This window comes from Weissella diestrammenae, assembly GCF_014397255.1.
Taxonomy (GTDB): domain Bacteria; phylum Bacillota; class Bacilli; order Lactobacillales; family Lactobacillaceae; genus Weissella; species Weissella diestrammenae.
The window spans coordinates 1,184,888-1,209,840 of record NZ_CP060724.1 but is presented as its reverse complement, the minus strand read 5'-3'; the positions used below and the strand labels follow the sequence as shown (position 1 = coordinate 1,209,840).

At 40.9% G+C, this 24,953-nt stretch carries 22 protein-coding genes, 1 tRNA gene, 1 pseudogene and 1 riboswitch; of the genes and pseudogenes, 1 reads left to right on the top strand and 23 read right to left on the bottom strand.

The window, feature by feature from the left end:
- Positions 1-151 precede the first annotated feature (151 nt).
- The 10 genes and pseudogenes from H9L19_RS05855 to alr form a co-directional block, all read right to left on the bottom strand.
- Positions 152-1,336, bottom strand: a complete 1,185-nt coding sequence (locus H9L19_RS05855) for an aminotransferase class I/II-fold pyridoxal phosphate-dependent enzyme (RefSeq protein ID WP_187528750.1) — start codon at positions 1,334-1,336, stop codon at positions 152-154.
- 130 nt (positions 1,337-1,466) lie between these two features.
- Complete coding sequence (locus H9L19_RS05850; protein WP_187529935.1) at positions 1,467-2,336, bottom strand: NAD(P)-dependent oxidoreductase; 870 nt, start codon at positions 2,334-2,336, stop codon at positions 1,467-1,469.
- Between the two features lie 74 nt (positions 2,337-2,410).
- The gene (locus H9L19_RS05845; RefSeq protein WP_187528749.1) at positions 2,411-3,490 is read right to left on the bottom strand and encodes an aspartate-semialdehyde dehydrogenase; all 1,080 of its coding nucleotides are present in this window, start codon (positions 3,488-3,490) and stop codon (positions 2,411-2,413) included.
- 78 nt (positions 3,491-3,568) lie between these two features.
- On the bottom strand, positions 3,569-3,745 hold the full coding sequence (locus H9L19_RS08395; protein WP_338061909.1) for a dihydrodipicolinate reductase C-terminal domain-containing protein: 177 nt from the start codon (positions 3,743-3,745) through the stop codon (positions 3,569-3,571).
- Positions 3,709-4,314 (bottom strand): 4-hydroxy-tetrahydrodipicolinate reductase, encoded by a 606-nt coding sequence (locus H9L19_RS05840; protein WP_276509291.1) that lies wholly within the window; start codon positions 4,312-4,314, stop codon positions 3,709-3,711. The genes H9L19_RS08395 and H9L19_RS05840 overlap by 37 nt, the downstream gene beginning before the upstream one ends.
- A complete protein-coding gene (gene dapA, locus H9L19_RS05835) occupies positions 4,307-5,185 on the bottom strand; it encodes a 4-hydroxy-tetrahydrodipicolinate synthase (protein WP_187528748.1) in 879 nt (292 codons plus the stop codon). The genes H9L19_RS05840 and dapA overlap by 8 nt, the downstream gene beginning before the upstream one ends.
- Positions 5,178-6,338 (bottom strand): N-acetyldiaminopimelate deacetylase, encoded by a 1,161-nt coding sequence (locus H9L19_RS05830; protein ID WP_187528747.1) that lies wholly within the window; start codon positions 6,336-6,338, stop codon positions 5,178-5,180. The genes dapA and H9L19_RS05830 overlap by 8 nt, the downstream gene beginning before the upstream one ends.
- A gap of 34 nt (positions 6,339-6,372) precedes the next feature.
- A pseudogene (gene dapD / locus H9L19_RS05825) lies at positions 6,373-7,082 on the bottom strand (2,3,4,5-tetrahydropyridine-2,6-dicarboxylate N-acetyltransferase).
- Between the two features lie 67 nt (positions 7,083-7,149).
- On the bottom strand, positions 7,150-8,436 hold the full coding sequence (gene lysA, locus H9L19_RS05820; protein WP_187528746.1) for a diaminopimelate decarboxylase: 1,287 nt from the start codon (positions 8,434-8,436) through the stop codon (positions 7,150-7,152).
- 8 nt (positions 8,437-8,444) lie between these two features.
- Complete coding sequence (gene alr, locus H9L19_RS05815; protein WP_187528745.1) at positions 8,445-9,557, bottom strand: alanine racemase; 1,113 nt, start codon at positions 9,555-9,557, stop codon at positions 8,445-8,447.
- 165 nt (positions 9,558-9,722) lie between these two features.
- Here alr and H9L19_RS05810 point away from each other — a divergent pair, with 165 nt between their 5' ends.
- The gene (locus tag H9L19_RS05810; protein WP_187528744.1) at positions 9,723-11,087 is read left to right on the top strand and encodes an aspartate kinase; all 1,365 of its coding nucleotides are present in this window, start codon (positions 9,723-9,725) and stop codon (positions 11,085-11,087) included.
- A 96-nt stretch (positions 11,088-11,183) separates the two neighbouring features.
- Here H9L19_RS05810 and H9L19_RS05805 read toward each other — a convergent pair whose 3' ends face one another.
- From H9L19_RS05805 to H9L19_RS05745, 13 genes are all read right to left on the bottom strand, one after another.
- Entirely contained in the window at positions 11,184-12,032 is an 849-nt protein-coding gene (locus H9L19_RS05805; protein ID WP_187528743.1) for an aldo/keto reductase, read from the bottom strand.
- Positions 12,033-12,128: 96 nt separating this feature from the next.
- Positions 12,129-13,508 carry a sugar porter family MFS transporter gene (locus H9L19_RS05800; RefSeq protein ID WP_187528742.1) on the bottom strand — a complete coding sequence of 460 codons (1,380 nt, stop codon included), beginning with the start codon at positions 13,506-13,508 and terminating at the stop codon, positions 12,129-12,131.
- 9 nt (positions 13,509-13,517) lie between these two features.
- Positions 13,518-14,942 (bottom strand): L-arabinose isomerase, encoded by a 1,425-nt coding sequence (gene araA / locus H9L19_RS05795; RefSeq protein ID WP_187528741.1) that lies wholly within the window; start codon positions 14,940-14,942, stop codon positions 13,518-13,520.
- Positions 14,943-14,980: 38 nt separating this feature from the next.
- Positions 14,981-15,682, bottom strand: a complete 702-nt coding sequence (locus tag H9L19_RS05790) for an L-ribulose-5-phosphate 4-epimerase (protein WP_243198132.1) — start codon at positions 15,680-15,682, stop codon at positions 14,981-14,983.
- A gap of 24 nt (positions 15,683-15,706) precedes the next feature.
- Positions 15,707-17,305: a xylulokinase gene (locus H9L19_RS05785; RefSeq protein ID WP_187528740.1), complete on the bottom strand. Its 1,599-nt coding sequence runs from the start codon at positions 17,303-17,305 to the stop codon at positions 15,707-15,709.
- A 185-nt stretch (positions 17,306-17,490) separates the two neighbouring features.
- A complete protein-coding gene (locus H9L19_RS05780; RefSeq protein ID WP_187528739.1) occupies positions 17,491-18,570 on the bottom strand; it encodes a GntR family transcriptional regulator in 1,080 nt (359 codons plus the stop codon).
- 197 nt (positions 18,571-18,767) lie between these two features.
- Positions 18,768-18,840: transfer RNA gene (locus H9L19_RS05775), tRNA-Lys, on the bottom strand.
- 309 nt (positions 18,841-19,149) lie between these two features.
- On the bottom strand, positions 19,150-19,290 hold the full coding sequence (locus tag H9L19_RS05770) for a hypothetical protein (RefSeq protein ID WP_187528738.1): 141 nt from the start codon (positions 19,288-19,290) through the stop codon (positions 19,150-19,152).
- Positions 19,291-19,504: 214 nt separating this feature from the next.
- A complete protein-coding gene (pyk, locus tag H9L19_RS05765; RefSeq protein ID WP_187528737.1) occupies positions 19,505-20,920 on the bottom strand; it encodes a pyruvate kinase in 1,416 nt (471 codons plus the stop codon).
- Positions 20,921-21,156: 236 nt separating this feature from the next.
- Positions 21,157-21,927, bottom strand: a complete 771-nt coding sequence (locus H9L19_RS05760; protein ID WP_187528736.1) for an ABC transporter ATP-binding protein — start codon at positions 21,925-21,927, stop codon at positions 21,157-21,159.
- Positions 21,917-22,822, bottom strand: coding sequence for an ABC transporter permease (locus tag H9L19_RS05755; protein WP_187528735.1), 906 nt, complete (start codon positions 22,820-22,822; stop codon positions 21,917-21,919). Before H9L19_RS05755 ends, H9L19_RS05760 begins: the two co-directional genes overlap by 11 nt.
- Positions 22,823-22,825: 3 nt before the next feature.
- Positions 22,826-23,827: a tryptophan ABC transporter substrate-binding protein gene (gene trpX / locus H9L19_RS05750; protein WP_187528734.1), complete on the bottom strand. Its 1,002-nt coding sequence runs from the start codon at positions 23,825-23,827 to the stop codon at positions 22,826-22,828.
- Positions 23,828-24,095: 268 nt separating this feature from the next.
- Positions 24,096-24,650, bottom strand: coding sequence for a folate family ECF transporter S component (locus tag H9L19_RS05745; protein WP_187528733.1), 555 nt, complete (start codon positions 24,648-24,650; stop codon positions 24,096-24,098).
- Positions 24,651-24,691: 41 nt separating this feature from the next.
- A riboswitch (THF riboswitch) is annotated at positions 24,692-24,847 on the bottom strand.
- Positions 24,848-24,953 lie beyond the last annotated feature (106 nt).

Below are 24,953 nucleotides of genomic sequence, written 5' to 3'. Positions count from 1 at the left end.
AAGACCACCGTATACAAACAGCAGTCTCTTTGTTTTAAGAAGTAGGTGTGTTATGAATAAATGTCAAATGGTTTACCATCCCTTTCAACAAAGATAATCATAACCGTTGACACTTAATCTAAAATTAAATTGAACCTAAACAGACCTTAACTTAATGTGTTGTCTCCAGTGCGATATATTGGGACAAGCGATTGACCGCCTCTTGCAAATCTTCGAGTGATGCCGCATATGATAGCCGAACATACCCTTCGCCCCCTGCACCAAACATCGAACCAGGTACAATCCCAAGTTTTACTTTTTCAGCGACGTCATAAATAAAAGCAACATCGTCTTGATTGAGAAAATCTGGAATTTTAACAAACATATAAAAAGCACCACCAGGCGCAACTGCTTCAAACCCTAGTTGTTGTAAACCACTTAACAATAAATCTCGCCGTTGTTGATAAATGTCACGCATTTTAGTTGCATCGTCTTGTCCATGCTTCAAAGCTTCTTCTGCTGCAGCCATCATTGGTCCAGGCGCAGTGGTAACTAGGAATTGGTGCATTTTACCAATATGCTTCATTAATGCAGCCGGTCCAGTAACATAACCTAACCGATAACCAGTCATTGCATGCGATTTTGATAAACCAGAAATCAAAATTGTTTGCTGTGGCAAAATTTCAGCAATTGATTGATGCTCGCCTTCATAGACTAATTCAGCATAGATTTCATCTGAAATAACAAGCAAATCATTTTCAGCAATAACTGTCGCAATCGCTTGGATTTGTTGCGAATCATATGTTACTCCGGTTGGATTACTAGGATAATTAAACATCACACCTTTAACTTTTGGATGGGTTTGTAAGGCATATTTCAATTTTTCTGGCGTTAAGATAAAATCTGGCGCCGTATTAATACCAACTACTTCAACACCCATTGCCTGAGCAATGGCTTCATACATTGGAAAAGTCGGTGTAGGAATAATAATCTGATCACCCGGGTTAAATAAGCCGTGCATGGTTGCATAAATCGCCTCAGACGCCCCCACTGTCACTAAAACTTCAGTTTCAGGTTGATAAGATAATTGAAAGCGCCGCTTCAAATAAGCTGCGATTTCATTTCTAAGAGATAAATGTCCCCATGCAGGTGCATAATGTGAATCATCATCATCGATGGCCTTTTTAGCCGCTGACTTAATATGATCTGGCACTGCAAAATCTGGTTCTCCCAATGTCAATTTTAATATGCCAGGGATTGTTGAGAAATTGGCATCAATTTCTCGGATGGGTGATGGCAAAATAGTAGCTAATTGATCATTTTTCATCGTTGCAAGCGCTTCAATGACTTTTGGCATGTCAAAAATCCTCATTTCTAAATATTGGTTCAATTATAACAAACCATGAACTTTAATTGATATAAAAAGATTTAAAATCGTATAGACGTTATTTTTTGCGCTTCAAATAATACAAATGTTCGTTTTTTCATCACCTAAAGGCTAGCCATAGTTTAATCAAAGCTTGTGTGCCAGCGTCTCCCATTTTCAAATCGTTAACCAACTTAGTATATAACGCCTCCGCTAAATCGGTCGCAGGTAAAACAAGCTCTAATTTTTGTGCTTCATCTAGGGCGATACGTAAATCTTTAAGTAAATGCTTCGCATAAAAACCAGGTTCAAAATCATTTGCCAAAATACGAGGTCCATAATTATCAAGCGACCAATTTTGTGCGCCACCCGCACTTAGAGTTGTTAAGACACTGTTCAAATCCAAGCCAACCTGTTTTGCATAAACCAATGTTTCAGACATGCCTAACATCGTGGCGGCAATCATAATTTGATTAGCCATCTTCGTGTGTTGTCCAAATCCAGCTTCCCCGAATCGTTGAATCTTCTTTGCAATCGCAGAAAAAATGGGCAGAGACTGTTGATAGGCCTTCTCATCGCCACCAATCATCACAGTTAATGCCCCATTTTTCGCGCCAACATCCCCGCCTGAGACAGGTGCATCCAATACAGTAATTTCATGTCTTAAGCCATCCCGAGCCAATTTTTTCGCTAAGGTTGGTGTCGAGGTTGTCATATCAATCATAATTTGACCCGCGTGCCCATTAGCCAATAACCCATCGTCACCATAATAAATTTCTTCAACATCGTCAGGATAACCAACCATTGTCAAAACAACGTCTGTCTCAGCAGCTACTTGGGCTGGTGATTCAGCCCGGACTGCGCCATTGTCTAAAACGAGCTGGGCATGGGATTTTGTCCGATTAAAGACAATAATTTCCCCAAAAACAGGTAATAAATTATTGATAATCCCTGTTCCCATAACACCAGTGCCAATAAATCCAATTTTCATCATGCCCCCCATATAAATGCAATCTGTCTTACGTTTATTGTGCCATATTTAGTTCATCTTTGCCTAGAGGACAATCAAAATAAGCTGTTTTCAGGTACTGTCACCAAATTTTTGGCTACCAATTGTTCTGCAATTTGAACGGTATTCCAAGCGGCCCCTTTTAATAGATTATCTGACACCACCCACATATGAAAATGGCGTGCATTCTCCAAATCACGCCGAATGCGTCCTACGAATGTTTCCCGATGGCCTTCTGCTAATAATGGTTGCGGATAACGCTGATTTTTAGGCTCATCTATCACCCTTACCCCTTGTGCAGTTGACAAGGTCGTTCGAATTTTTTGAGGATCAGCCTGCGCGTCAACCACTTCAAAATAAATTGCTTCTCCATGTCCAATGACAACCGGTACTCTAACCGCTGTCCCAGTCACCTTAATTTCAGTACTAGTTGAATCACCACAAAGTATCTTTTTAGTTTCCCGTATCATTTTATATTCTTCATGTGTATAGTCATCTGATTCAAACACGTCAATTTGCGGCAACAGGTTAAATGCCAGTGGATAATGTTGCTGGTCATTTTTAACTGGTAAACGCTCGGCGTGCATTGTTTCGTGTTTTAAATATGCTGTCGTTTGTTGCAATAATTCATCAACCGCGGCTTGACCAGCACCCGAGGCTGCTTGATACGTTGAAACAATCACTTGCTTCAAACCGTATGCTTTTTGAATTGGCGCCAGTGCAACCGTCATCTGAATTGTTGAACAATTCGGATTGGCAATTAAGCCACGATGCGTAGCCAACACGCTCCCATTCACTTCTGGCACGACCAACGGCACTTGATCATTCATGCGCCAATATGATGAATTATCAATAACAACTGCTCCACGTTTTATCGCCTCGGGCACCATTTTTTTTGAGACTTCACCCCCCGCTGAAGCAAGAACGATGTCAACCTTTTCAAATGCCTCAGGTGTTGCTTCTTCAACAATATATTGCTTTGACTGGTAAGTGATTCTTTTACCAATTGATTTTTTAGATGCTAATAATTTAATACCTGCAATCGGAATTGTTGACTGCATTAATTGTTCCAATATTCGTGTGCCAACTGCCCCAGTCGCTCCCAAAATGGCAATTTGATAACGTTTTGTCTCCAATTTAAGCCCACCCTTTCTGAACGAAATATTACATTTTCAGTACAATTTATAGTCTGAAATGTTGATGATATCCTGCCATCACAGCACGTGTTCTAGTCCTAGTTGAATACCAGTTAATTGATTGACGCCTTGAATGGCTTTCAAAACACCAGGAACAAAGGATTCGCGCGAAAAGCTCGTTTGTTTAAGTTGCAAGGATTCACCAGAATTGCTAAAAATCACTGTTTCTTCGGCAACATATCCTGGTAAGCGCAAAGCATGCACCGGAATTCCCGCAATATTTTCTCCCGAGCGACTGATGTCTGCACTGGTTTTGTTTGGTATGTTAGCTTTTGAACGTCGGCAATCATTTGTGCTGTCGCTTTAGCTGTTCCACTCGGTGCATCCTTTTTATTGACATCATGAATTTCCATAATTTCGACATCTGCATAATACTGAGCAGCTTGTTTTGCAAATTGCATTAACAAAACTGCCGACAACGAAAAATTCGGCACAATCAACACCGCACGCTCATGGACAGTAACTAAATCGGCTAAAGCTTGTTGCCAAACATCATAATCGACACCGCTTGTGCCAACTACAACATGCATTTGGTGCGTCAGAGCAAATTTTGCGTTTTCAATCGCAGCCTCTGGTACACTTACATCAAGCCAAACATCGGCACTAACATCAATTTGCTCCAGTGTTGTAAAAACCGGCACCTCTGTTACACGTTTAGTTTGAGAAAGAATGCCCACAAGCATGATATCAGGCCGTTTTTCTAAAGCCTCAACAATTGAACTGCCAAGTTTACCAAAACCACCGGCTACGATTACTTTAATCATGCGTTTCTCCTAACAAAGTCACAAGTTGTTGTGTTTCATCTGCGTTCATTGGTAAAATCGGCAATCGTGTTTGATTGATGATATCACCCCGCAAGCCCAAGATGGCTTTAACTGGTGCGGGTGACGGCCATGCAAATAAAGCATTCATTTTAGGCATCAACAACCGCTGAAGCGCACCAGCTTTTTCAATATCACCATTATCTAACGCTTGAAATAATTGGCGCATTTCCAAGCCATATAAATGACTTGCTACCGAAATTGTGCCATTGGCGCCAACAACCCGCGCGCCTAATGTTTGTGCATCTTCTCCGGTATAAATATAAAAATCATCGGGTGTCTGTGCCACTAAGAACGCAATGTCATCTAATGTCGTCACCTGTTTAACCGCATTGATATTTGAATGTTTTGCTAATGTCAAAATTGATTCATTCGTTAGTCCAACAGCTGAGCGTCCTGGAATGTTATACAACATCAAAGGTACAGCTGAAGCATCGGCAATGGCTTCAAAATGAGCAATCATACCAGCCTGTGATGGCTTATTGTAATAAGGCGTCACTGCTAACAATGCATCAACGCCTGAAATTTGACTGACCGCCTTTGCCAATACCATTGAATGCCTCGTGTCATTGTCACCGACATTTGCAATCACTAATCCACGTTTAGCAACATATGTCGCAAAATGAGTGTATAGTGCAATCTTTTCTGCATCACTAAGCGTCGGTGCTTCACCCGTCGTACCACCAACCACGAAGGCCTGTGTACCAGTCGCCAATAGTCGATCGGTTAATCGGTCTAACGCTGGATAATCAATGGCTTTGTCCGTAGTGAATGGTGTGATAATCGCTGTCACTAATTCAATGTCATCATACATACGATTTGCTCTCCATTCGATGTGCTAGAAATGCAACACTGGCATCAACGCCAATCTTTAAAGCTGATTCATCAGGCGTCATTTTCGCATGGTGCAATGGATGCGCCATATCACCTACACCCAACCAAAACATCATGCCTTTAAACTTTGACATTAGAAAGCCAAAGTCTTCACCAGTCATTGCTGGCTCCGCGACTTCAAATTCAAACGAACTTTGCGCCATAAATCTTATAAAATCATTTACCAACTCAGTATCATTTTCAACTGCAAGATAACCACTTTGTTCGATTTCGACTAAGACTTCAACTGCAAACATGGTCGCAACGCCCTTTGCAATTTCTTGTACCCGCTTAAACATCACTTCAATGTCAGATTGTCTCAACGTCCGAATCGTGCCAGTCAAAACAGCTTGATTCGCAATGATATTACCCGCTTCACCAGCCTGAAAAGTACCAATCGTGATGACCCCGTTATGCACTGGATCCAAACTTCTTGAAACGATTGTCTGTAATTGCGTCACAAGTGCACTTCCAGCAACAATTGCATCTAAACCTTTTTGTGGATAAGCTGCATGTGATCCTCGCCCGCTTATTGTAAAACGAACCTCAGCTGCTGCCGCAAACAAAGTGCCTTGACGAGTAGATAACACACCAGTTGCTAACGCTGGTTGATCGTGAAAAGCATAAAATTCATCCGGTTGCCAAATACCTTGAAATACGCCAGCCTCATAGACTTTAATGCCACCACCAATTGTTTCTTCAGCTGGTTGGAAAAAGAACACCATATTATCACGTGGTTGATTATCAGCAAAATGAGCTAAAATTCCCATTGCAATGGCCATATGCATATCATGACCACACGCATGCATCTGACCAATATGTTGTGAGGCAAATGGTAGTTGAGTTGCTTCTAAAACTGGTAGGCCGTCCATATCAGATCGCCAACCAATAGTCTTATCCGGCGCATATCCTTGTAGTCTCACCATGATTGCGGTTGGTACATCCGGAATTTGTTTGATAGTTAGCCATTGTTGATTCAATTGTTCAATACATGTCATTAAATACTCATGCGTTTTAAATTCTTGCATCCCCAATTCGGGAATTTGGTGTAATTCACGCCTTATTTCAATCAATTTTTCTTCTTGATATACCATTCCAAACACCCTCTTTCTCAACTAAATACCAGCTTTAATCTAATTGACGTAATGCTGCAACTAGTGCGGTTTTTCCCATTGTTTTGGCATCAATCGCCTTAATGACTTTCGCTGGCACCCCCGCAACGACTGTGTATGGCGCAACGTCTTTGGTTACAATCGCACCTGCTGCTACGACAGCCCCCTGCCCAATTTGCACACCTTCAATCACAACCGCATTGGCACCAATTAAAACATCATCAGCCACAATCACTGGCTTTGCAGAAGCTAGCTCAATCACACCAGCTAAAACCGCACCGGCGCCAATATGTGATCGCTTCCCAACAATCGCTCGACCACCTAACACAGCCCCATATCAATCATGCTGCCCTCACCTATTTCAGCACCAATATTGATAATTGCCCCCATCATGATAACTGATTGACTCCCGATTTTAACGTGTGCCCGGATAATCGCGCCCGGTTCAATCCGTGCATTGACATCTCGATAATCTAACAGTGGCACAGCGGAATGACGCGCTACCAGTTCATAGTGACTGCGTTCAATCGAATCTTCTGCGTCAACGAACGCTTTTATTTCGGCATAATCGCCATAAAGGATGCCGGTCTTGGTTTCAATAAATGCTTCAATGGTGTCTGGGATAACTAATTGTGCTAAATCACCAGCAATATTCACTTTTACCGGTGTCTTTTTTTTTACATTTGCAATATAATCAATCATATTTTCAGCATTCATCTCTGTCATGTCACCACTCCTTAAACTTTTGTGTATTAAAAATGCACTAAATTGTTAGTGCACAGCCTCGCAATCGCTATTGATAATGATGATCATAGCGAAGTAAATCAGCAGCATCTTGTCGTTCAACCACCAACTGTGCCCGACCATTCTCGACAAAGACTACAGCAGGTATCGGCTGACGATTGTAATTTGATGCCATTGAATAGCCATACGCACCCGTGGCAAGCATGGCGATAATATCCCCTGAATGCGTTTCAGGAAGTACTTGAGATGCCACTAAAATATCACCTGACTCACAGTACTTTCCGGCAATCCGAACCGTTTGTTGAAGTGGTGCCAATGGTTGCTTTGCCAAAATCGCTTCATATTTTGCCGCATATAATGCCGGTCGGATATTGTCCCCCATACCACCATTGACAGATAGATACGACCGTAGCCCTTCAATATCTTTTCTGGCACCAACTTCATACAAGGTTATTCCTGCTTCACCCACAATCGCTCGCCCCGGTTCAATCCAAATCTGTGGCATTGGCATGTCCAACTCGGCCGTCGTAGTTTTAATCGTTTCAATAATTGCTGACAACATTTCGCTCATTGGTCGTGGCGAATCCTCATCAGTATATCGAATGCCAAAACCACCACCAGTATTAATCACCTGAGGTACAAATGACCAACTTTGCGTAATCTCAACCAAACGTGTAGCAAGTGCAACAAAGCCATTAACTTCAAAAATTTGTGAACCAATATGCGCATGAATACCTAAGACATTGATATAGGGATGTCGACTTGCCGCCTGATAAGCAGCTTGCGCTTGACCACTATCAACATCAAATCCAAATTTCGAATCAGTTTGACCCGTTTGAATATATTCATGTGTATGAGCTTCAATACCAGGCGTAATTCGCAACAAAATATTCTGTTTTTGTTCACGCGCTGTTAACTCAGTCATTAACATTTCCAGTTCATGATAATTATCCACAATAATTGTGCCAACCCCAGCATCAAGGGCCAAGCGTAATTCAGCCAGCGATTTATTATTACCATTAAATGACACATTTGCCAATGGAAAACCGGCATTTTGTGCAGTCACGATTTCCCCACCAGAAACCACATCAAGGTGGATGCCCTCAGATTTCGCAATTTCATAAATGGCCGTCGTGGCGAAAGCTTTTGACGCATAACTCACAACTGCATCAACATCTTTTTCAATGAAAATTTGTTTAAAATCACGCATGGCTTGTCGTATCTTTGACACATCATAAACATATAATGGCGTTTGATACTGTGCTGCTAAGTCTGTTGCGCGTAACCCACCAATCACCAATTCGCCCGTATCATCAACATCAAAAGTTTGTTGCATATCGTCTCCTATTCTACAAGCTGGCGTGTTAAGCGTGCCTGAAAAGCCGTTGTTAAGTACCAAGGATCAATGTCAGTATACAAGGCCATATCTTCAATCGTCCGTTCCAAATCACCATTTTTACCAATAAATGTCACTGTCGATCCAATCGGCATATCTTTCGGTAATAAAATCATTAACTGATCCATTGCAATTTGACCAACAATTTTTGCCTCAACACCGTTTACTAAAACCGAATAACCACTTAAGCCAGGATTAAGACCATCACCATACCCAATCGGCACCGTGCCAATCCAATCACCAGCCTTTGTTAGATACCGATGACCATACGAAATACCTGCTCCTTCAGGCATTTGTTTACAAAAAACAAGCTCGCTTTCTAAAGTTAAAACTGGTTGCAAATAATCGTACGCCTTAATTTCACCACGTGAGGGCTCTAACCCATAAATCACTGAACCCACTCGGACCATTTCAGTCGACAATTCATGTGTATGATAGATTGCCGCACCAGAATTAGCTAAATGGACCATGGGTGGCATTTCAATTGAATCAGTCAATGCATGCCAAACCTGTAGTTGTTGTTTGAAATATTGATCATCGGCAACGTCAGCATCCGAAAAATGAGTCATAATTGCCTGATATGTCAATTGTTCTGGTGCTGAATGAATCAATTCAATCGCTTGAATCAATTCAGCTCTTGAACGAAAACCAATCCGACCCATACCAGTATCAACTGCAATGTTCACTAACAATGGCCCATCACCATTTAATAATTTTTGTGCCGCAACTAGCCAACTCACATCACTCACCGTGGCCATAATGTGTTGTTTTGCCATTTCAACGGCATATTGAACTGGCACAATCCCCATAACAAGGATAGGGACATTAATCCCTGCTGCCCGTAATGCCAACGCTTCATCTAATACGGCTACACACAACCCATCAATCCCACTTGCAACCGCACCTTTGGCCATCTCTAACAGACCCAAGCCATAAGCATTTGCCTTAACTGCTAAAAAGATTTGTTTGGCTTGCGTTTGATTCCGCACAGCCTGTATATTATGCAAAATTGCCTGCTGTGAAATTTTCAAGCGTGTCGGCCGTGTATTTGCAACTACCATCACTTATTCCCCCATGTCATCCTCAAACCTATGAGTTATTATCTCAGATAATTCTAATTTTTTTATGTCTTTCATTCTGTTAGTTTTTGAAGATATTGTCAACCTTGACAAGACCAACGGTTTCCGATTAAATAAAGGCACACTGACGGTTGGAGGAATTGATTGATGAAAGTAGTGAAATTTGGCGGTACTTCTTTAGCAAACGGGGCACAGTTAGAAAAAGTAATCCGTATTATGCAGGCTGACTCATCACGGCAAGTCATGGTAGTGTCGGCTCCTGGTAAACGTTTTTCAAATGATCAAAAAGTGACCGATTTAATGCTCTCATTTGCAAAAATTGTGCTCGCGGGTGCAGAAGATTCTCATATAATTCAAACAATCGTCAACCGTTACTTAGAAATTGCTCATTATTTCAAAATAGAGACAACCGAATTGAAACTAACACTCAATAAAAAATTAATCGCTCTCAAACAGCAACATTATCCTAATTTTGATTATTTATATGCAGCATTCATCGGTCATGGTGAATATTTAAACGCAATGGTCATCACTCAAATCCTCAATCATATCGGTTGCCACGCCCGCTTCATGTCTCCAAAAGCACTGGGGCTACAAACAACCGGTAGCCCTTTAGCTGCCACCTTAGATCCACGCTCATATCAGCAAATGGCATGGTTGACGCTTGATCCTCAAGAAATTATCGTTGTACCTGGTTTTTTTGCTTATGATGATCAAGGCTATATGACGACATTTAAACGTGGTGGTTCTGATATTACCGGTGCCATTTTATCCCACGGACTAAAACCAACCCTTTACGAAAATTTTACAGATGTCTCCTCAATTTTTATTGCCAGTCCAAAAATCGTGTCACACCCAATGCCAATCAATCATCTGACTTATCGGGAAATGCGCGAATTAGCCTACGCAGGTTTTTCGGTTTTAAGTGATGAAGCCATTGTGCCAGTGATTCAAGATAGTATTCCCATTCAAATTAAAAACACCAACGCACCCGATGCCGATGGCACCCTCATTGTGCCTCAACGAACCAATGATTTATCACTTCTTCCCATCACTGGCATCGCAAGCGATACCAGATTCGCCGCACTCTACACTCATCGCTATTTACTGAATTCAGAAATCGGCTTCACCTTAAAACTACTCAACATTCTCTATCGTCATCATATTTCTTACGAACATATGCCTACCGGGATTGATGATTTATCAATTATCTTTGATAAGCAACTTTCTTCACCCGCACAATTTGCCGCAATGCGTGCTGACATTGCACGGGAACTACACCCTGATATTCTTGAATGGTATGACGATTATGCCGTCATCATGGTTGTTGGTGAAGGTATGGCTAACAATCCACATATTATCAATGACATTTTGACCCCCCTCAGCCAGAACAACATCAAAATTAGTATGATCAATCAGGGTGCCTCTCGTATATCAGTCATGCTAGGCTTACCCGTAAATCAAGCACAGCTCGCAGTGCAAACTATTTATTATCATTTTTTTGGTCAATAACAAGTCATATTAATTTGCTATGACAAACAAATCAACATCATAAAAGCCCTATCAGGCCAAGTGGCATTACCTGATAGGGCGAATTTGTTTTATTTGTTAATGTGGATACTGGGCGCCGCGCTCATAAACCAACTCTGGTTCCTGACTGATACGTGTATAACGTTCCAAACCATAAAGCGCATTGACATCCTCGGGTGCCAATTCAAAATCAAACACGTCAATATTAGCCTGCACGCGCTCGACTTGACTTGACTTTGGAATCAAAGCCGTCCCATTTTGTAAATGCCACCGAATCACAATTTGCGCCGGACTTTTTCCGTATTGTGTGGCCAAACGTTGAACCAAAGGATCATTTAATTCACCACCACGACCTAGTGGCGCCCATGCCTGCGTCACAATTTGGTTTTCTTGATGATATGCTTGAATCGCTTTTTGCCCAAGATATGGATGAACTTCAATTTGATTAACAACTGGCATTTCATTGGCCTGAGTTGCTAAGTATTGCAAATGGATTTGTCCATAATTCGAGACCCCAATCGACCGAACCATACCTTCAGCTTTGGCTCGTTCAAATGCGCGCCAAGTGTCAAAAAAATGTTGATGCAAAGGCCAATGAACAAGTAATAAATCCACATAATCCATCTGTAAGGCTTTTAACGATGATTCTAATGAACGTAGGGTTGCATCATAACCTTGGTTCTCCTCAGCAATTTTTGTTGTCACAAAAATTGATTGACGTGCTAAACCAGCGTTTTGAAAGGCACGTCCCATCATTGCTTCATTTTGATACATTTGAGCCGTATCAAATAAACGGTAGCCAGCCTGGTAAGCACCAGCAACAAGTGTTTGAATCGTTGATTCGTCTGTTACTTTATACATACCAAGTCCAAGTTTTGGCATCTGATTACCATCTGCTAACTGATAAAAATCTTCAGCTGTTAACATACTATCTTTTCCCCCTGCTTAATTATATTTTTGTATTATTTTATTATGCCACAAAAATGACGCATGTCAGAACATGCGTCATTTTTATTTTGAACTTTACCGATTAGCGCCTTCTTGCTCAATTTCCTCTAATGTCCGACCATGTGTTTCAGGCACACAGAAACGAACAAAGAGAACGGCAATGATTGAAATCACCCCAAAGATTGCAAAGACTGCGTCCTGTGCCATGCTGGCGGTCATGATTGGGAATAATAAACCAACCAAGAATGAACCAATCCAATTAAATGATGAGGCCAATCCGGAAGCGCGGCCACGAATTGCGAGTGGGAAGACTTCACCAACCAACACCCATGTCAATGGCGCCCAAGTAAATGAGTAGAACGCCACAAAGATTGACAAGAATACAACAATCATCATTGGTGGGAAATGGTTAGCCCCAACTATCATATTTAATACCGCTGGCATTAAGAACGACAAAGCCATCGCTGTTCCACCAACCATTAACAATGTTCGACGCTTGAACTTTTCTGCAATCACCATGTATAAGATCGCACCAAGGACAAGAATAACACCTTGCACAATTGGCCAAAGTAATGCGTCTGAAGCCGCTTGACCGGTTGCCTTTTCAACAATTAATGGAATATAGTAGAAAATCGCATTGGCACCCATAAACTGTTGGAAAGCCGCAACACCAATTCCGGCGGTGACCAAATAACGATATTTACTTGAGAATAAGGTTGCCAGTGTCACGTTTGATTGTGCATTGGCTTCTTGTGTTGCCATTGCTTGAATTTCTTCTAATTCAGGCTCAATTTCATCTGTTGATCGGATGTACGACAACACTTGACGTGCAGCATCAATTTGTTTTGACTTCACCAAGAATCGAGGTGATTCTGGTAAACGTAAAACACCTAAGAACAGAATAATCGCTGGTACAGCTGCTAAACCAAGCATCAAACGCCATGCGATCCCATGAGGTAATCCTTTTAGCAGAAAATCAATAATATATGACAATAACATACCTGAAACAATCATCAACTGATTTAAGCCAGACAAGCGACCACGTAGCCGAGCGGGCGCCATCTCAGACATATATGAAGGTACTAATGCTGAAGCTGCACCAACTGCTAACCCTAGTAACACTCGAGCAATTAGCAACCATGCAACCGCCTTATTGGGTGAGAAACCAGCCATAATTGCGCCTAATGCAAAGACAAATGAAGCAGCCAAAATCATTTTCCGTCGGCCCCACTTATCTGACAACTGACCGGCCAAGACACCACCAACAATTGCCCCCAACATCAATGATGACGTAATCCAACCGACAATTGAAGCATCATGTAATGCCCAATCGTGTTGTAGGAATGGTAACGCACCCGTCATGACACCAATGTCATACCCAAACAAAATACCACCAAATGCGCCAAAGAAATAGATGAACCCACTTGGGATTCGTTTTGTTTCCCGCTCAGTCATGATTATCTCCTATTTAATGTCTACGTATGTCAAGTCAAACATCCGACTCAAATCTGTTAATTGCTCTGCATCAACACTAAAACTCAATGTTGTATGATGACCACCACCAACTGTCATCCAGCCTTCAGCACCCGCCTTCAAACCAGACTTTGGTGTCCATAATTGCTTTGCGACTGGCAAGAATGGTGTTTCTGCCTCCGGCTTATTTCCGATAACATCATAGCTCATCAACTTAAATTCATCACCGTAGTCTGCTAATGTCACATCAACTGCTTCACCAGTTTGACCGGTAAAGACAAGTCGTGCAGGGTCATCTTTACCACCAATATCCAATGGGTGAACTTCAACTCGTGGCTTATCACTAGCAATGGTTGGGTCAACTTCTAACATGTGTGAACCAAGAATGGCCTCATGTCCAGGACGTAGATCAAGCGTATAGTCTTCCATAAAGACGGTACCTTGATTATGAGACACAATCTTTAACAAACGCGTCAAGGCTGCAGTCTTCCAGTCACCTTCACCCGCAAAGCCATAACCATCAGCCATCAACATTTGTGCGGCAAGGCCAGGCAATTGCTCTAATCCGGCCAAATCTTCAAAGTTTGTTGTAAAGCCTGTGTAACCCTTATCGTCCATAAATTGCTTAATTGCCAAATATTCACGCAATTGATACTTGACGTTATGCTCAAACTTTTCAGCTGAATTTTGTCCCTGAACATAATCATACTTGCTCTGTAAGTCAACATATAATTGATCAACATCTGCATCAGATACAGCATTAACGTATGCGACAAGGTCAGCAACACCCCAGTAATCAACTGTCCAACCTAATTTAATTTGAGCTTCAACTTTATCCCCGTCTGTAACGGCAACATTACGCATCTTGTCAGCAAATGAAACAATCTTAATTTTAAATGATTCATTATAACCAACAGCGACGTCCATCCACTTACCAATTTGTTTTTGAACCGCTGCGTCTTCATAATGTCCAAAGACAATTTTATTTTTAATACCCAAACGCGCGTTGATGAAAGCATATTCACGATCACCGTGGGCAGATTGATTCAAATTCATATAGTCAAAGTCAATTGAATCATAAGGAATCTTATTCAACATTTGCGTAGCGAAATGTAGCAAAGGCTTTGTTAATAGTTGTGTCCCACGAATCCAATTTTTAGCAGGTGAGAATGTGTGGGCCCAAGTAATGACACCAGCAACCTCATCGTGATAATTTGCTTCTTTCATGGTCTCAGTAATATTTTCTGCTGTCACCCCAACGGTCTTAAATTCAACTGGGTAAGGCAAATTACCAGATGCATTCAGAGCGTCCACTAACTTTTTTGAATCAGCTTCAACTTGCTTTAAAACCTCAGGTCCGTACAAAAATTGTGACCCAGTAACAAACCAAAACTTGTAATTTGATGTTTCTAACATATTCTTTCTCCCTTTTAATACGATTGTGTCATTTATACTTAGTTACCTTGGCCATAATAGGCATTGGCTCCATGTTTGCGGTAATAATGTTTGTCTAATAAATATTGTGGTAGTTGCAAATTTGCATGTGGATTTAACTGTAATGAGTGGTAATCCATTTCAGCAACTACCTCCAATACTTTGGCATTATGAACCGCATCATGTGCGTCCTTACCCCAAGTAAATGGTCCGTGTTGTCGAACCAAGACTGCTGGTACAGCCATTGGGTCGAGTCCTCGTTTAGCAAACTCACGGGCAATAACTACACCCGTATTGAGTTCATATGCCGATGTGACCTCTTTTTCTGTTAGTGCAGACGCTGCCGGTACGTTGCCATAAAATGTATCAGCATGTGTCGTCCCAAATGCTGGTAAATCAAGCCCAGCTTGTGCAAATGAAACGGCCCAAGGTGAATGCGTATGCACCACACCTCCAATTGCCGGAAATGCGTTATATAAATACATGTGGGTTGGTGTATCACTACTTGGATTCAAATCACCCTCAACGACATTCCCCTTCAAATCAACGACGACCATATCTTCAGGCCGTAATTGATCATAATCAACGCCTGATGGTTTAATCACAAATAATCCTTTTTCACGATCAATTTCGCTGACATTGCCCCACGTAAATGTGACCAAGTCATATTTTGGTAAAAGCATATTGGCGTCATAGACGCGTTGCTTCATTTCTTCAAGCACGATTGATTCCTTCTCTCTTAATAATTAGTATTTCAATGTAGCGACAGCATGTGCTTCAATCGGAAGTCCGGCTTTGTAACGCACCATGAAATTATTAAATCCGGCAACATCACGTGCATCCGGTGCAACTGTTGAACGTTCTTGATCCATAAATACCTTTTGCTCTAGGAAATCTGCCAACGTTAAGCCGGATTCTGAAGCAGCAAATTCAGCTAGAATTGCCATTCCCCATGGGCCACCCTCACTTGCAGTCTTCATAACTGTCACAGGTGATTCCATCGCAGCCGCTAACATTTTTTGCCCAACAAGTGGTGTTTTGAAAATTCCACCCTGTGCAACAATCGAATCAGTTGCCACATTCTCAGCCTTCAAAATATCCAACCCAATTTTTAGGGCACCGAATGCTGAGTAAAGGTTCGTCCGCATCAAATTACCAATCGTAAATTCACTATTTGGCATTCTTGCCAAAACTGGGCGACCTTCACTCATTCCGGTGATATTCTCACCGGAATAATAACCATAGGCTAGGAGGCCCGATGTGTCTGGGTCAGCTTGTAACACACTATTGAACAATGTGCCATATAATTCATTTGGCGATAATGTGACACCAATTTTATTAGCAAACTCATTGAATAACGCTGCCCATGCATTGATATCAGAACTCGAGTTATTAGCATGCACCATCGCAACAGCAGAACCATCGGGAGTTGTCACCATATCAATACTGGTATGAAGTTTTGATAACGCTTTTTCCAAAACAATCATGGCAAAGACCGATGTCCCAGCCGAGACATTCCCGGTACGTTGCTTCACTGAGTTTGTAGCAACCATACCTGTGCCAGCATCACCTTCAGGCGGTGCCATCACTGCTCCGGCCTGCAAATTACCACTAACGTCCAATAATTTAGCTCCTGCAGCTGTCAATTGGCCGGCAGTCTCACCTGCTAATTTAATGGTTGGTAAAATCTCAGGTAACGTCCAGTGGTATTGTTGAACTGATTTCAAGCCATTAAATTTATCAAGCATATCTTGATCATAATCATGACTCAAAGAATCAATTGGGAACATGCCCGACGCATCACCTATACCCAATACCTTTTCACCAGATAACATCCAATGAACGTAACCCGATAATGTTGTGATATAGTCAATATCTTTAACATGACTTTCTTGGTTCAAAACAGCTTGGTACAAGTGTGCAATACTCCAACGCTCAGGAATATTAAAATTAAACAAATGTGTTAACTGCAAGGCTGCTTCTTCGGTTAACGCATTACGCCAAGTCCGAAAAGGTACTAATAATTCACCATCGGCTTTGAATGGCATATAACCATGCATCATCGCGGCAATCCCTAATGATCCAATCTTAGTCAACGTCAGACCATACTGGTCCTTTATTTGTCCAGATAAATTACTGTAAGCATCTTGCAAACCTGACCAAATAGCATCTAATGAATAAGTCCAAATACCATTCTCAAGTTGGTTCTCCCAACCATGGCTACCCGTTGCAATGACGCTATAATCGCTTGCAACAAGGACTGCTTTGATATTTGTTGAGCCAAACTCAATCCCCAAAGCAGTCGTCCCTGCTTGGATTTCTGCTTTTATTTGTGTTTTTTCCATCAATCTATCTTCCTTACCGAAAAATTATGAAACCGTTTACAAAGAATATTGTAAAATATTGTTACGTATAAATCAATACTTGTTTTAGATGTTAGTACGTATAAATGGATGAAATCCTCACAATTTGCACTAAAAAAAGCTGTTAGACTAGGCCTAACAGCTGATATGCCGTATTAATTTTTATTTTACTCAGTTCGATCAGCAACGCTCTCTCGGGCAACAAAGTTTGGCTCATAATTCAACGAAGCAACTGTTTCACCATTAATAGCTTGCAACAATAGCTTAGCTGCATCACTTCCCATATGTTCTTTCTCATGTGTCATCGTTGTTAGTGGTGGCTGAATGTATGAACTCAACAAATAATCATCAAATCCAATCACAGAAATGTCCTCAGGAATCGCTAACCCCATTTCACGCACTAAATCATAAATTTGAATGGCCAATTGATCATTATAAGCCACAATTGCTGTAATTTCAGGATTAGCCTCTAAGTATTTTTCAACTTTCTTTTGTACTAGGTTAATCGGATCAGATGAACGATACATAATTGTCGCTGAATCCAGTGCCAAATCTGGGCGCTGTTGGTAAGCATGGATGAACCCATTCATCCGACGGACACCTTGCAAATCATCTACTTGAAACACACCCAGTATTTTTCGATGCCCTTTTTTGAACAAATAATCTACCATATGTTCTTCAGCAATCTCATCGTTTTGCTTCACAACTGGATGTTCTAGGCCTGGATAAATGGCATTAATAAAAACGATTGGAATGTTCAAAGCAGCAAAGCGCTCGTACAAATCCATATTTTCTTGATTCGTAGCACTTTGTGTCGGCTCAACAATCAACCCGGCAACATTATTATCAAGCATTGATAATAAGGCTTGACGTTCACGACTGGGCTGATTGTGTGTATTAGCAACCAATAGTGAATAACCCTGTTTTGAAACCGCTCGATCAACACCACTGATAATATTTGGAAAAATATAGTGGGCAATGTGCGTGGTAATCATGCCAACTAATTTTGTACTTGTTGTTGCAATTGGCGTACTCCGCCAATCATCAACGAACATACCGCCACCTTGAACTTTATAAACATAGTTATCATTTTCAAGATCAGCAATGGCCCGACGGACAGTAAATCGAGAAACTGAGAACTGAGCCATTAATTCTGATTCTGTTGGTAATTTTGCGCCAACCAAATAATCGCCAGTGACAATTTTTTCCTTTAGCTGATTCCGAATCATTTCATATTTTGCAACCATACTGGTCCTCTTTCATTTGCTTTTGTACATACTATTATATCATCTCGCAACAATATGAATCGCTTGATTGACCAACCAATTGTCACGTTAATCTAAAATTATCCATATAAATGTCATACTATTTCAAGTTTTATACAGTACAACTTAATTTTTGAAATAAAAAGACACCCAACAATTGTCGGATGCCTTTCCAGTAGTGGACAGTCAGGGGCTCGAACCCTGGACCCACGGATTAAGAGTCCGTTGCTCTACCAACTGAGCTAACTGTCCATGTCTATTACAACAGAAATAATTATACACGTTATGAGTGATAATTGCAATCATTTTCTATCAATGAACCTATCAAATGAAATTTCCTCAAACCTGCTTGGCACCAATTTACGCCTTCACTTGTAATTAATATTTTCAACTAGACATCAACTAATCGCATTCATCATCCAAAACACCAAATGCCATCCCCACCGATGATCAATAGGTAGCTTAATCCACAACACGGCACAACAATACAAATAAAAAGGACGCCAATCTCAAATTGACATCCTTTGACTGGTTTTATTTAAGCGTCTGGTCAAGCATTACCTACATAATACCATTTTCTTTAGCTGCTTCAATTAAATCTAATTCTTTAGCGGCTTGAACTGGGATGGCAGTCCCTTTGACTGTAATGCTATCAATACCTTTTTTTTCAAGCAACTTCTTCAATCGATTCTTTTGTGACATCTTCCTTACCTCCACGACTTTAATTGCGTTAGGTTATTGGCCCAGCGTGATGTCTATACTTCAATTTTAGCACGCTTTACAGTTGATGACACACTTATCTTCTCTCATCAGCTAAATATCAATTAAGCATCAAGTACACGATTTTTCAAGCGTCATTTCTATCAAAATACATCAAAAAAAGATGCTATTATTCAATAGCATCTTTTTAATTAAATTAGATTGTTTGAATTGTCATCAAGTTAGTTGATCCAACTTCTTGTGCCACACCGGCAACAACGATGATTGAATCTCCAGCCTTTGCAAGACCTTGCTCAACAGCAAGCTTCTTAGCAGATGCAATAATTTCATCAGTATTTGCTGGCGTGTCAGCAATAACTGGTTGAACACCCCAATAGATCTTCAAAGCTTTTTCAACGCGTTCGTCATAAGTCAAAGCCAAGATGTCAGCGTTTGGACGGTACTTTGAAATCAACTTTGCTGTGTATCCTGACTTAGTTGAGGCAACAATAGCCTTAATGTCCAACTTGCTTGTTGCTTCAGCAACAGCAGCAGCAATTGATTCAGTTGTATCAGCTGAATCAAATTGGTTCAAGTGGCGACCATTCAATGCCAAAGCAGATTCTGCCTTTTCATTGATACGAGCCATTGTTTGAACAGCTTCAACTGGGTAATCACCATTAGCTGATTCTCCAGAAAGCATTGTTGCATCAGTTCCGTCAAATACAGCGTTAGCAACGTCAGAAGCTTCGGCACGTGTAGGACGTGGGTTCTCTTGCATTGAATCAAGCATGTCAGTAGCCGTAATAACAGGCTTTCCAGCAGCGTTCATCATGCGAATTAAGTCCTTTTGAACCAAAGGTACGTTTTCTGCTGGAATTTCAACACCCATGTCACCACGAGCAATCATCAAACCATCAGAAACTTCCAAAATTGCTGGGAAGTTGTCAATACCTTCTTGTGATTCGATCTTAGGGAAGATCATCACGTCTTCTTTACCAGCAGCCTTCAAAAGGGCACGGATATCCTCAACGTCTTCAGGCTTACGAACGAATGAAGCTGCGATGAAGTTAATGTTTTGTGACAAACCAAAGTTAATATCATCAGCATCTTTTTCAGTGATACCTGGCAAGTTGATTGAGACACCAGGCGCATTAACACCCTTACGTGATCCCAACAAACCATGGTTTTCAACAACAGTTACCAATTCGCGATTAGCTTCATCCTTGTCAGTAATCAAGAAGTCAAGCTTACCATCATCGAACAAAACGTGTCCGCCAACCTTAACGTCGTCATAAAGACCAGGGTAAGTAACGGCAACCTTTTCTTTTGTTCCTTCAAGAGAATCGTCCATAGAGATGCGAACAACATCACCAATGTTGAATTCGATCTTACCAGTTGATTGAACAGTGGTACGGATTTCTGCACCCTTTGTGTCAAGCAAGAATCCAACTTTGATTCCAGTCTTCTTTTCAGCTTCACGAACAGCGTTCATACGACCCAAATGTTCTTCGTGATCTCCGTGTGAGAAGTTGAAACGAACAACGTTTGCTCCACCCTCAATCAACTTAGCAATTGTCTCGACGTCACTTGAAGCAGGTCCAAGTGTTGAAACGATCTTTGTCTTCTTCATTTTAAGAAAAATCTCCTTTTGTCTTGTCTAGGTTCAATAACCCTAACTGCCTTATATTTTACCTGTTTTCAGAAAAATTGTAAAACATTTTTCACGTGTAAACGGTTGCAATTTTTATCTGATGTGACAAATTCCACAAAGTATTGCAACTCACGTTTTTAATACAATTCTCTTTTTTATTACCAATTTCTTAACATTAGTCAAATATCATTTATTAACCCGATAATTGCTCAATTTTAATAGCGATTAAAGTGCTGCAACAACTCTGGTACTATTAGCTTTGATTTATCACTTCCTGAAATATCTAAATCAATTTGTCCCGCACTCATCACAATCACGCGATTACCGTAAGTTAATGCATCTTCTAAATTATGGGTAATCATCAATGCTGTTAAATGATCAGCCTGAATTTGTTTATCGGTCACCGCCATCAATTGCGCACTAGTTTTGGGGTCGAGGGCTGCCGTATGTTCGTCTAAAAGAATCAATGCTGGTCGGCGCCGTGTAGCCATTAAGAAACTCAAAGCCTGCCGTTGTCCACCTGATAAATCACCAGTAGCAACATCTAAGCGTGTAGCTAACCCATTCCCCATTTGGTCGGCTACTTTTGCAAATGCCGCTTTCTTTTCAGGCGTTAGTCCGCGATTTTTTAAACGTCTAGTTTGTCCCCGACGTTCAGCCAGTAATAGATTCTCTGCCACGGTCATTCGCGGCGCCGTCCCAACTTTAGGATCTTGGAAAACACGTGCTAGGATAGCCGTGCGTTGCGTTTCACTCAAATGTGTGACGTCTTGTCCATCAATCAAAATTTGGCCTGAAGTTAACATTAATGACCCGGCAATCACATTGAATAAAGTTGATTTACCGGCTCCATTTGATCCTAGAACCGTGACAAATTCACCTGCTTCAAGCGTAAAATTCACATGGTCTAATATTTGTTTTTCCTCTGATGTGCCTGGATTAACAATAACCGTTGCCTCGATCAATTCTAGAATTTTATTTACCATGTTGTGCCACCCCATTCTTCAAAACTTTACTTAATTGAATTTTCTGCTTTAATTGTGGCAACAATAATGCGAGGCCAAGGATTACAGCACTAAACAAATTCAAATCGTTGGCATTAAATCCAGCATACAAAACAGCGACCAAGACAAAACGATATAAGATTGAGCCAATAACAATTGTCATTAAGCGTTCGCCTAACGTCATCTGCTCACTAAATGCGACTTCACCAATGATAATCGAAGCTAATGCCACGACAATGATACCAATTCCCATATTAACATCAGCAAATCCGTTATTTTGGGCCACCAGTGCGCCACCAAAGGCAATTAATGCATTTGAAATAATCAAACCCATCGTGGTCATTGCATCGGAGTTAATCCCCATTGAACGTGCCATAGCCGGATTATCACCAGTTGCAATAAAAGCCTGTCCAAGCTCAGTCTGTAAAAACAACGCCATACCACCAGTAATCAGCGTAATTAAAATCAATCCAACTAAGACCGTCGGAAAATTAGTCGGTAAGAAGTCTAGCCACTTGGCATTGAACAAAGTTGTCATGCCAAGCAATGACTTGTTAGCTTGACCCATAATACGCAAATTGATCGAATAAATTGCTGTCATTGTCAAAATTCCAGCGAGAAGAATTGGAATTTTGCCCTTGGTATACAACAAACCAGTGACTAAGCCCGCGATGCCACCTGCAAAAGCAGCAATCAACGCAGCCAACAGTGGATTCATTCCCATTGTAATCAGGGTTACTGATACAGCAGCACCGAGTGGAAAAGTCCCCTCAACTGTCATATCAGGAAAATTTAAAATACGAAATGATAAAAACAAACCCACACCAAGTGTCGCCCAGATTAAACCTTGACCAATGGCCGAAACGATAATTTCCATAATTTATTTACCAATACTTTCTATATAATGTGCACGTTGGTCCAATGTATCTGGAATTGTAATTCCTAACTTTTCAGCCTGCGCGCGATTAATAATCAAATCACCTGTTTTCATGAAATCAACAGGTGTTGTTGCCGGTTCTGCCCCATCTAAAATTTTAGCAACCATTTTCCCAGTTGCAATACCAATTGCTTTTTGATTAATCGATTCTGATGCCACCCCACCTTGTTTAACCATCGTATCAACGGTTGGAAAGACTGGCACCTTGGCAGCATCGGTATTTTTAATCAATGTCGACATTGCGCCAGCAATTGTATTGTCAGTTGGCACAAAAACCGCATCAACATTGTGACCAGCTACCATTTGCAACGAAGTCTGATTCAAATCGTTAGATGACGCAATGCTATACATCTTAACCGTTAGTCCTGCTTGTTGCGCGAGATGTTGAAATTTTGTAGCCTCGGTGGTTGCCGAATCATCTGATGACGTATAGATAACACCAATCGTCTGCATTTGTGGTAATAGTGTTCGCATCATTTTTAATTGCTGCTCTAACGGTGCTTGATCCGAGACACCCGTCACATTTTTTCCAGGTCGTGCGTAATTTTTTACCAATTTTGCACTCACGGGATTGGTTGACGCAGAAAAGACTACCGGTCGATCGTGAATCGTATTCGCAATGGCAACAGCGGCTGGTGTAGCAATCCCCACAGCAACTGCGGTATGCTCACTTTCAAATCGAGATGCCATTGTTTTTAGATTTGATTGGTCGCCTTGCGCATTTTGAAAATCAATTTTTACATCGCGCCCAATCCGATAGCCATTGTCTTCCAACCCAATTCGTATCCCTTGATAGATTTGATTCAATGCTGGGTGTGCCATAAATTGCATGACACCAACTGTTGGCACTTGATTCGCCTGTTTTTTCTCTATAACTGATTGACCTGCCGCAATTGCCAGGATCACCCCCAGCCCAATTACCGTACCTACTATTTTTTTATTCATCTACCCGTTCCTCAATTCATCACAGCATTAACATAAAAATAAAAAGCCTACCCAGGTGCTCTTGCCTGTGTAGACTTTTCCATTAACAGAAAATTATCATCACAGATTCGATTGCACCGGAAAAGTGCACGTCCGAATCTGCGTTAACAGTCCGGTCGCGTTAAAAACGCCACCAACCATTTAATTGTGTATTCACATTACTCATAATAATTTCCTACCTTTTCTATTTAACAAAGTAAATCTTATCAAACGAATTTGTACACGTCAATCAAAAAATTCGTTGTCGTAACTGCTCTAAATTTTTATTGTTTAAAATCGCATAACTAATTATGACTTCAATTGGCCACATAATGGCATTTTTCGCAATTCTTGTCCAAACAATTGGCGAATTGATCGCCTCAGTCAAGGAATGAATTGGAATAAAATGATACAAACTCAATAATGTTGTATTTAGAATAACGTTTGACAATAACAATTGAATAAAAATCGTGATTATCAGTCGTGACCATGATAGGTGTATCCGATTATAATACGACCAACCAAAAATAAATGCATTTAATAAAGCAATGAGTGCAAATGGAAAAATATAAGGCTGTCCGCTCATCAGGTTGGTCAAAAAATCCATGATAAACGCAACTGGGAGGCCCCACCATGGACCAAACCATTTCGCAATCATACCAATAATGATGAAAGTAAAGCTAATTTTTAAAAAAGCACTTCCAATCGAAAAACGCGAGATGACCAATTCTAATGCCATTAAAATACCTAATAATGCAATTCCTTGGATCCGCAACGGTGGCAACTTCAACGCTAATGTCTTCATTTTGAAAACACCTCCCAATATAGTGGAGGGTTATCACCTATGACAGTGAATGCGACATTTATACCGCAAACAACCTTATCCATCAGTCTCCGGCCCAGTATCATTTCCCAAGCCGTCAACTGATTTTAAATGTTATTTTTCGTCCTCAACTCACATTCCGTTTTTGAGGCACTTAACGCATAAACATCTACCCTGTTTAATTTCTTGTCTTAGCGACTTGAAATCACTTCGTATTATAAGCGCTTTTTAACAAAAAGTATATGTTATCAGGATACTCAATCTTTTTCACCAAGTTTATTTTAC

Bases quoted from the DNA above. Each gene is read 5' to 3' on its own strand.
- H9L19_RS05855 (WP_187528750.1), bottom strand. From the start codon at position 1,336: ATGCCAAAAGTCATTGAAGCGCTTGCAACGATGAAAAATGATCAATTA.
- H9L19_RS05850 (WP_187529935.1), bottom strand. From the start codon at position 2,336: ATGAAAATTGGATTTATTGGCACTGGTGTTATGGGAACAGGGATTATC.
- H9L19_RS05840 (WP_276509291.1), bottom strand. From the start codon at position 4,314: ATGATTAAAGTAATCGTAGCCGGTGGTTTTGGTAAACTTGGCAGTTCA.
- dapA (WP_187528748.1), bottom strand. From the start codon at position 5,185: ATGTATGATGACATTGAATTAGTGACAGCGATTATCACACCATTCACT.
- H9L19_RS05830 (WP_187528747.1), bottom strand. From the start codon at position 6,338: ATGGTATATCAAGAAGAAAAATTGATTGAAATAAGGCGTGAATTACAC.
- lysA (WP_187528746.1), bottom strand. From the start codon at position 8,436: ATGCAACAAACTTTTGATGTTGATGATACGGGCGAATTGGTGATTGGT.
- alr (WP_187528745.1), bottom strand. From the start codon at position 9,557: ATGGTAGTTGCAAATACACGGCCGACACGCTTGAAAATTTCACAGCAG.
- H9L19_RS05810 (WP_187528744.1), top strand. From the start codon at position 9,723: ATGAAAGTAGTGAAATTTGGCGGTACTTCTTTAGCAAACGGGGCACAG.
- H9L19_RS05805 (WP_187528743.1), bottom strand. From the start codon at position 12,032: ATGTTAACAGCTGAAGATTTTTATCAGTTAGCAGATGGTAATCAGATG.
- H9L19_RS05800 (WP_187528742.1), bottom strand. From the start codon at position 13,508: ATGACTGAGCGGGAAACAAAACGAATCCCAAGTGGGTTCATCTATTTC.
- araA (WP_187528741.1), bottom strand. From the start codon at position 14,942: ATGTTAGAAACATCAAATTACAAGTTTTGGTTTGTTACTGGGTCACAA.
- H9L19_RS05785 (WP_187528740.1), bottom strand. From the start codon at position 17,305: ATGGAAAAAACACAAATAAAAGCAGAAATCCAAGCAGGGACGACTGCT.
- H9L19_RS05780 (WP_187528739.1), bottom strand. From the start codon at position 18,570: ATGGTTGCAAAATATGAAATGATTCGGAATCAGCTAAAGGAAAAAATT.
- H9L19_RS05770 (WP_187528738.1), bottom strand. From the start codon at position 19,290: ATGTCACAAAAGAATCGATTGAAGAAGTTGCTTGAAAAAAAAGGTATT.
- pyk (WP_187528737.1), bottom strand. From the start codon at position 20,920: ATGAAGAAGACAAAGATCGTTTCAACACTTGGACCTGCTTCAAGTGAC.
- H9L19_RS05760 (WP_187528736.1), bottom strand. From the start codon at position 21,927: ATGGTAAATAAAATTCTAGAATTGATCGAGGCAACGGTTATTGTTAAT.
- H9L19_RS05755 (WP_187528735.1), bottom strand. From the start codon at position 22,822: ATGGAAATTATCGTTTCGGCCATTGGTCAAGGTTTAATCTGGGCGACA.
- trpX (WP_187528734.1), bottom strand. From the start codon at position 23,827: ATGAATAAAAAAATAGTAGGTACGGTAATTGGGCTGGGGGTGATCCTG.
- H9L19_RS05745 (WP_187528733.1), bottom strand. From the start codon at position 24,650: ATGAAGACATTAGCGTTGAAGTTGCCACCGTTGCGGATCCAAGGAATT.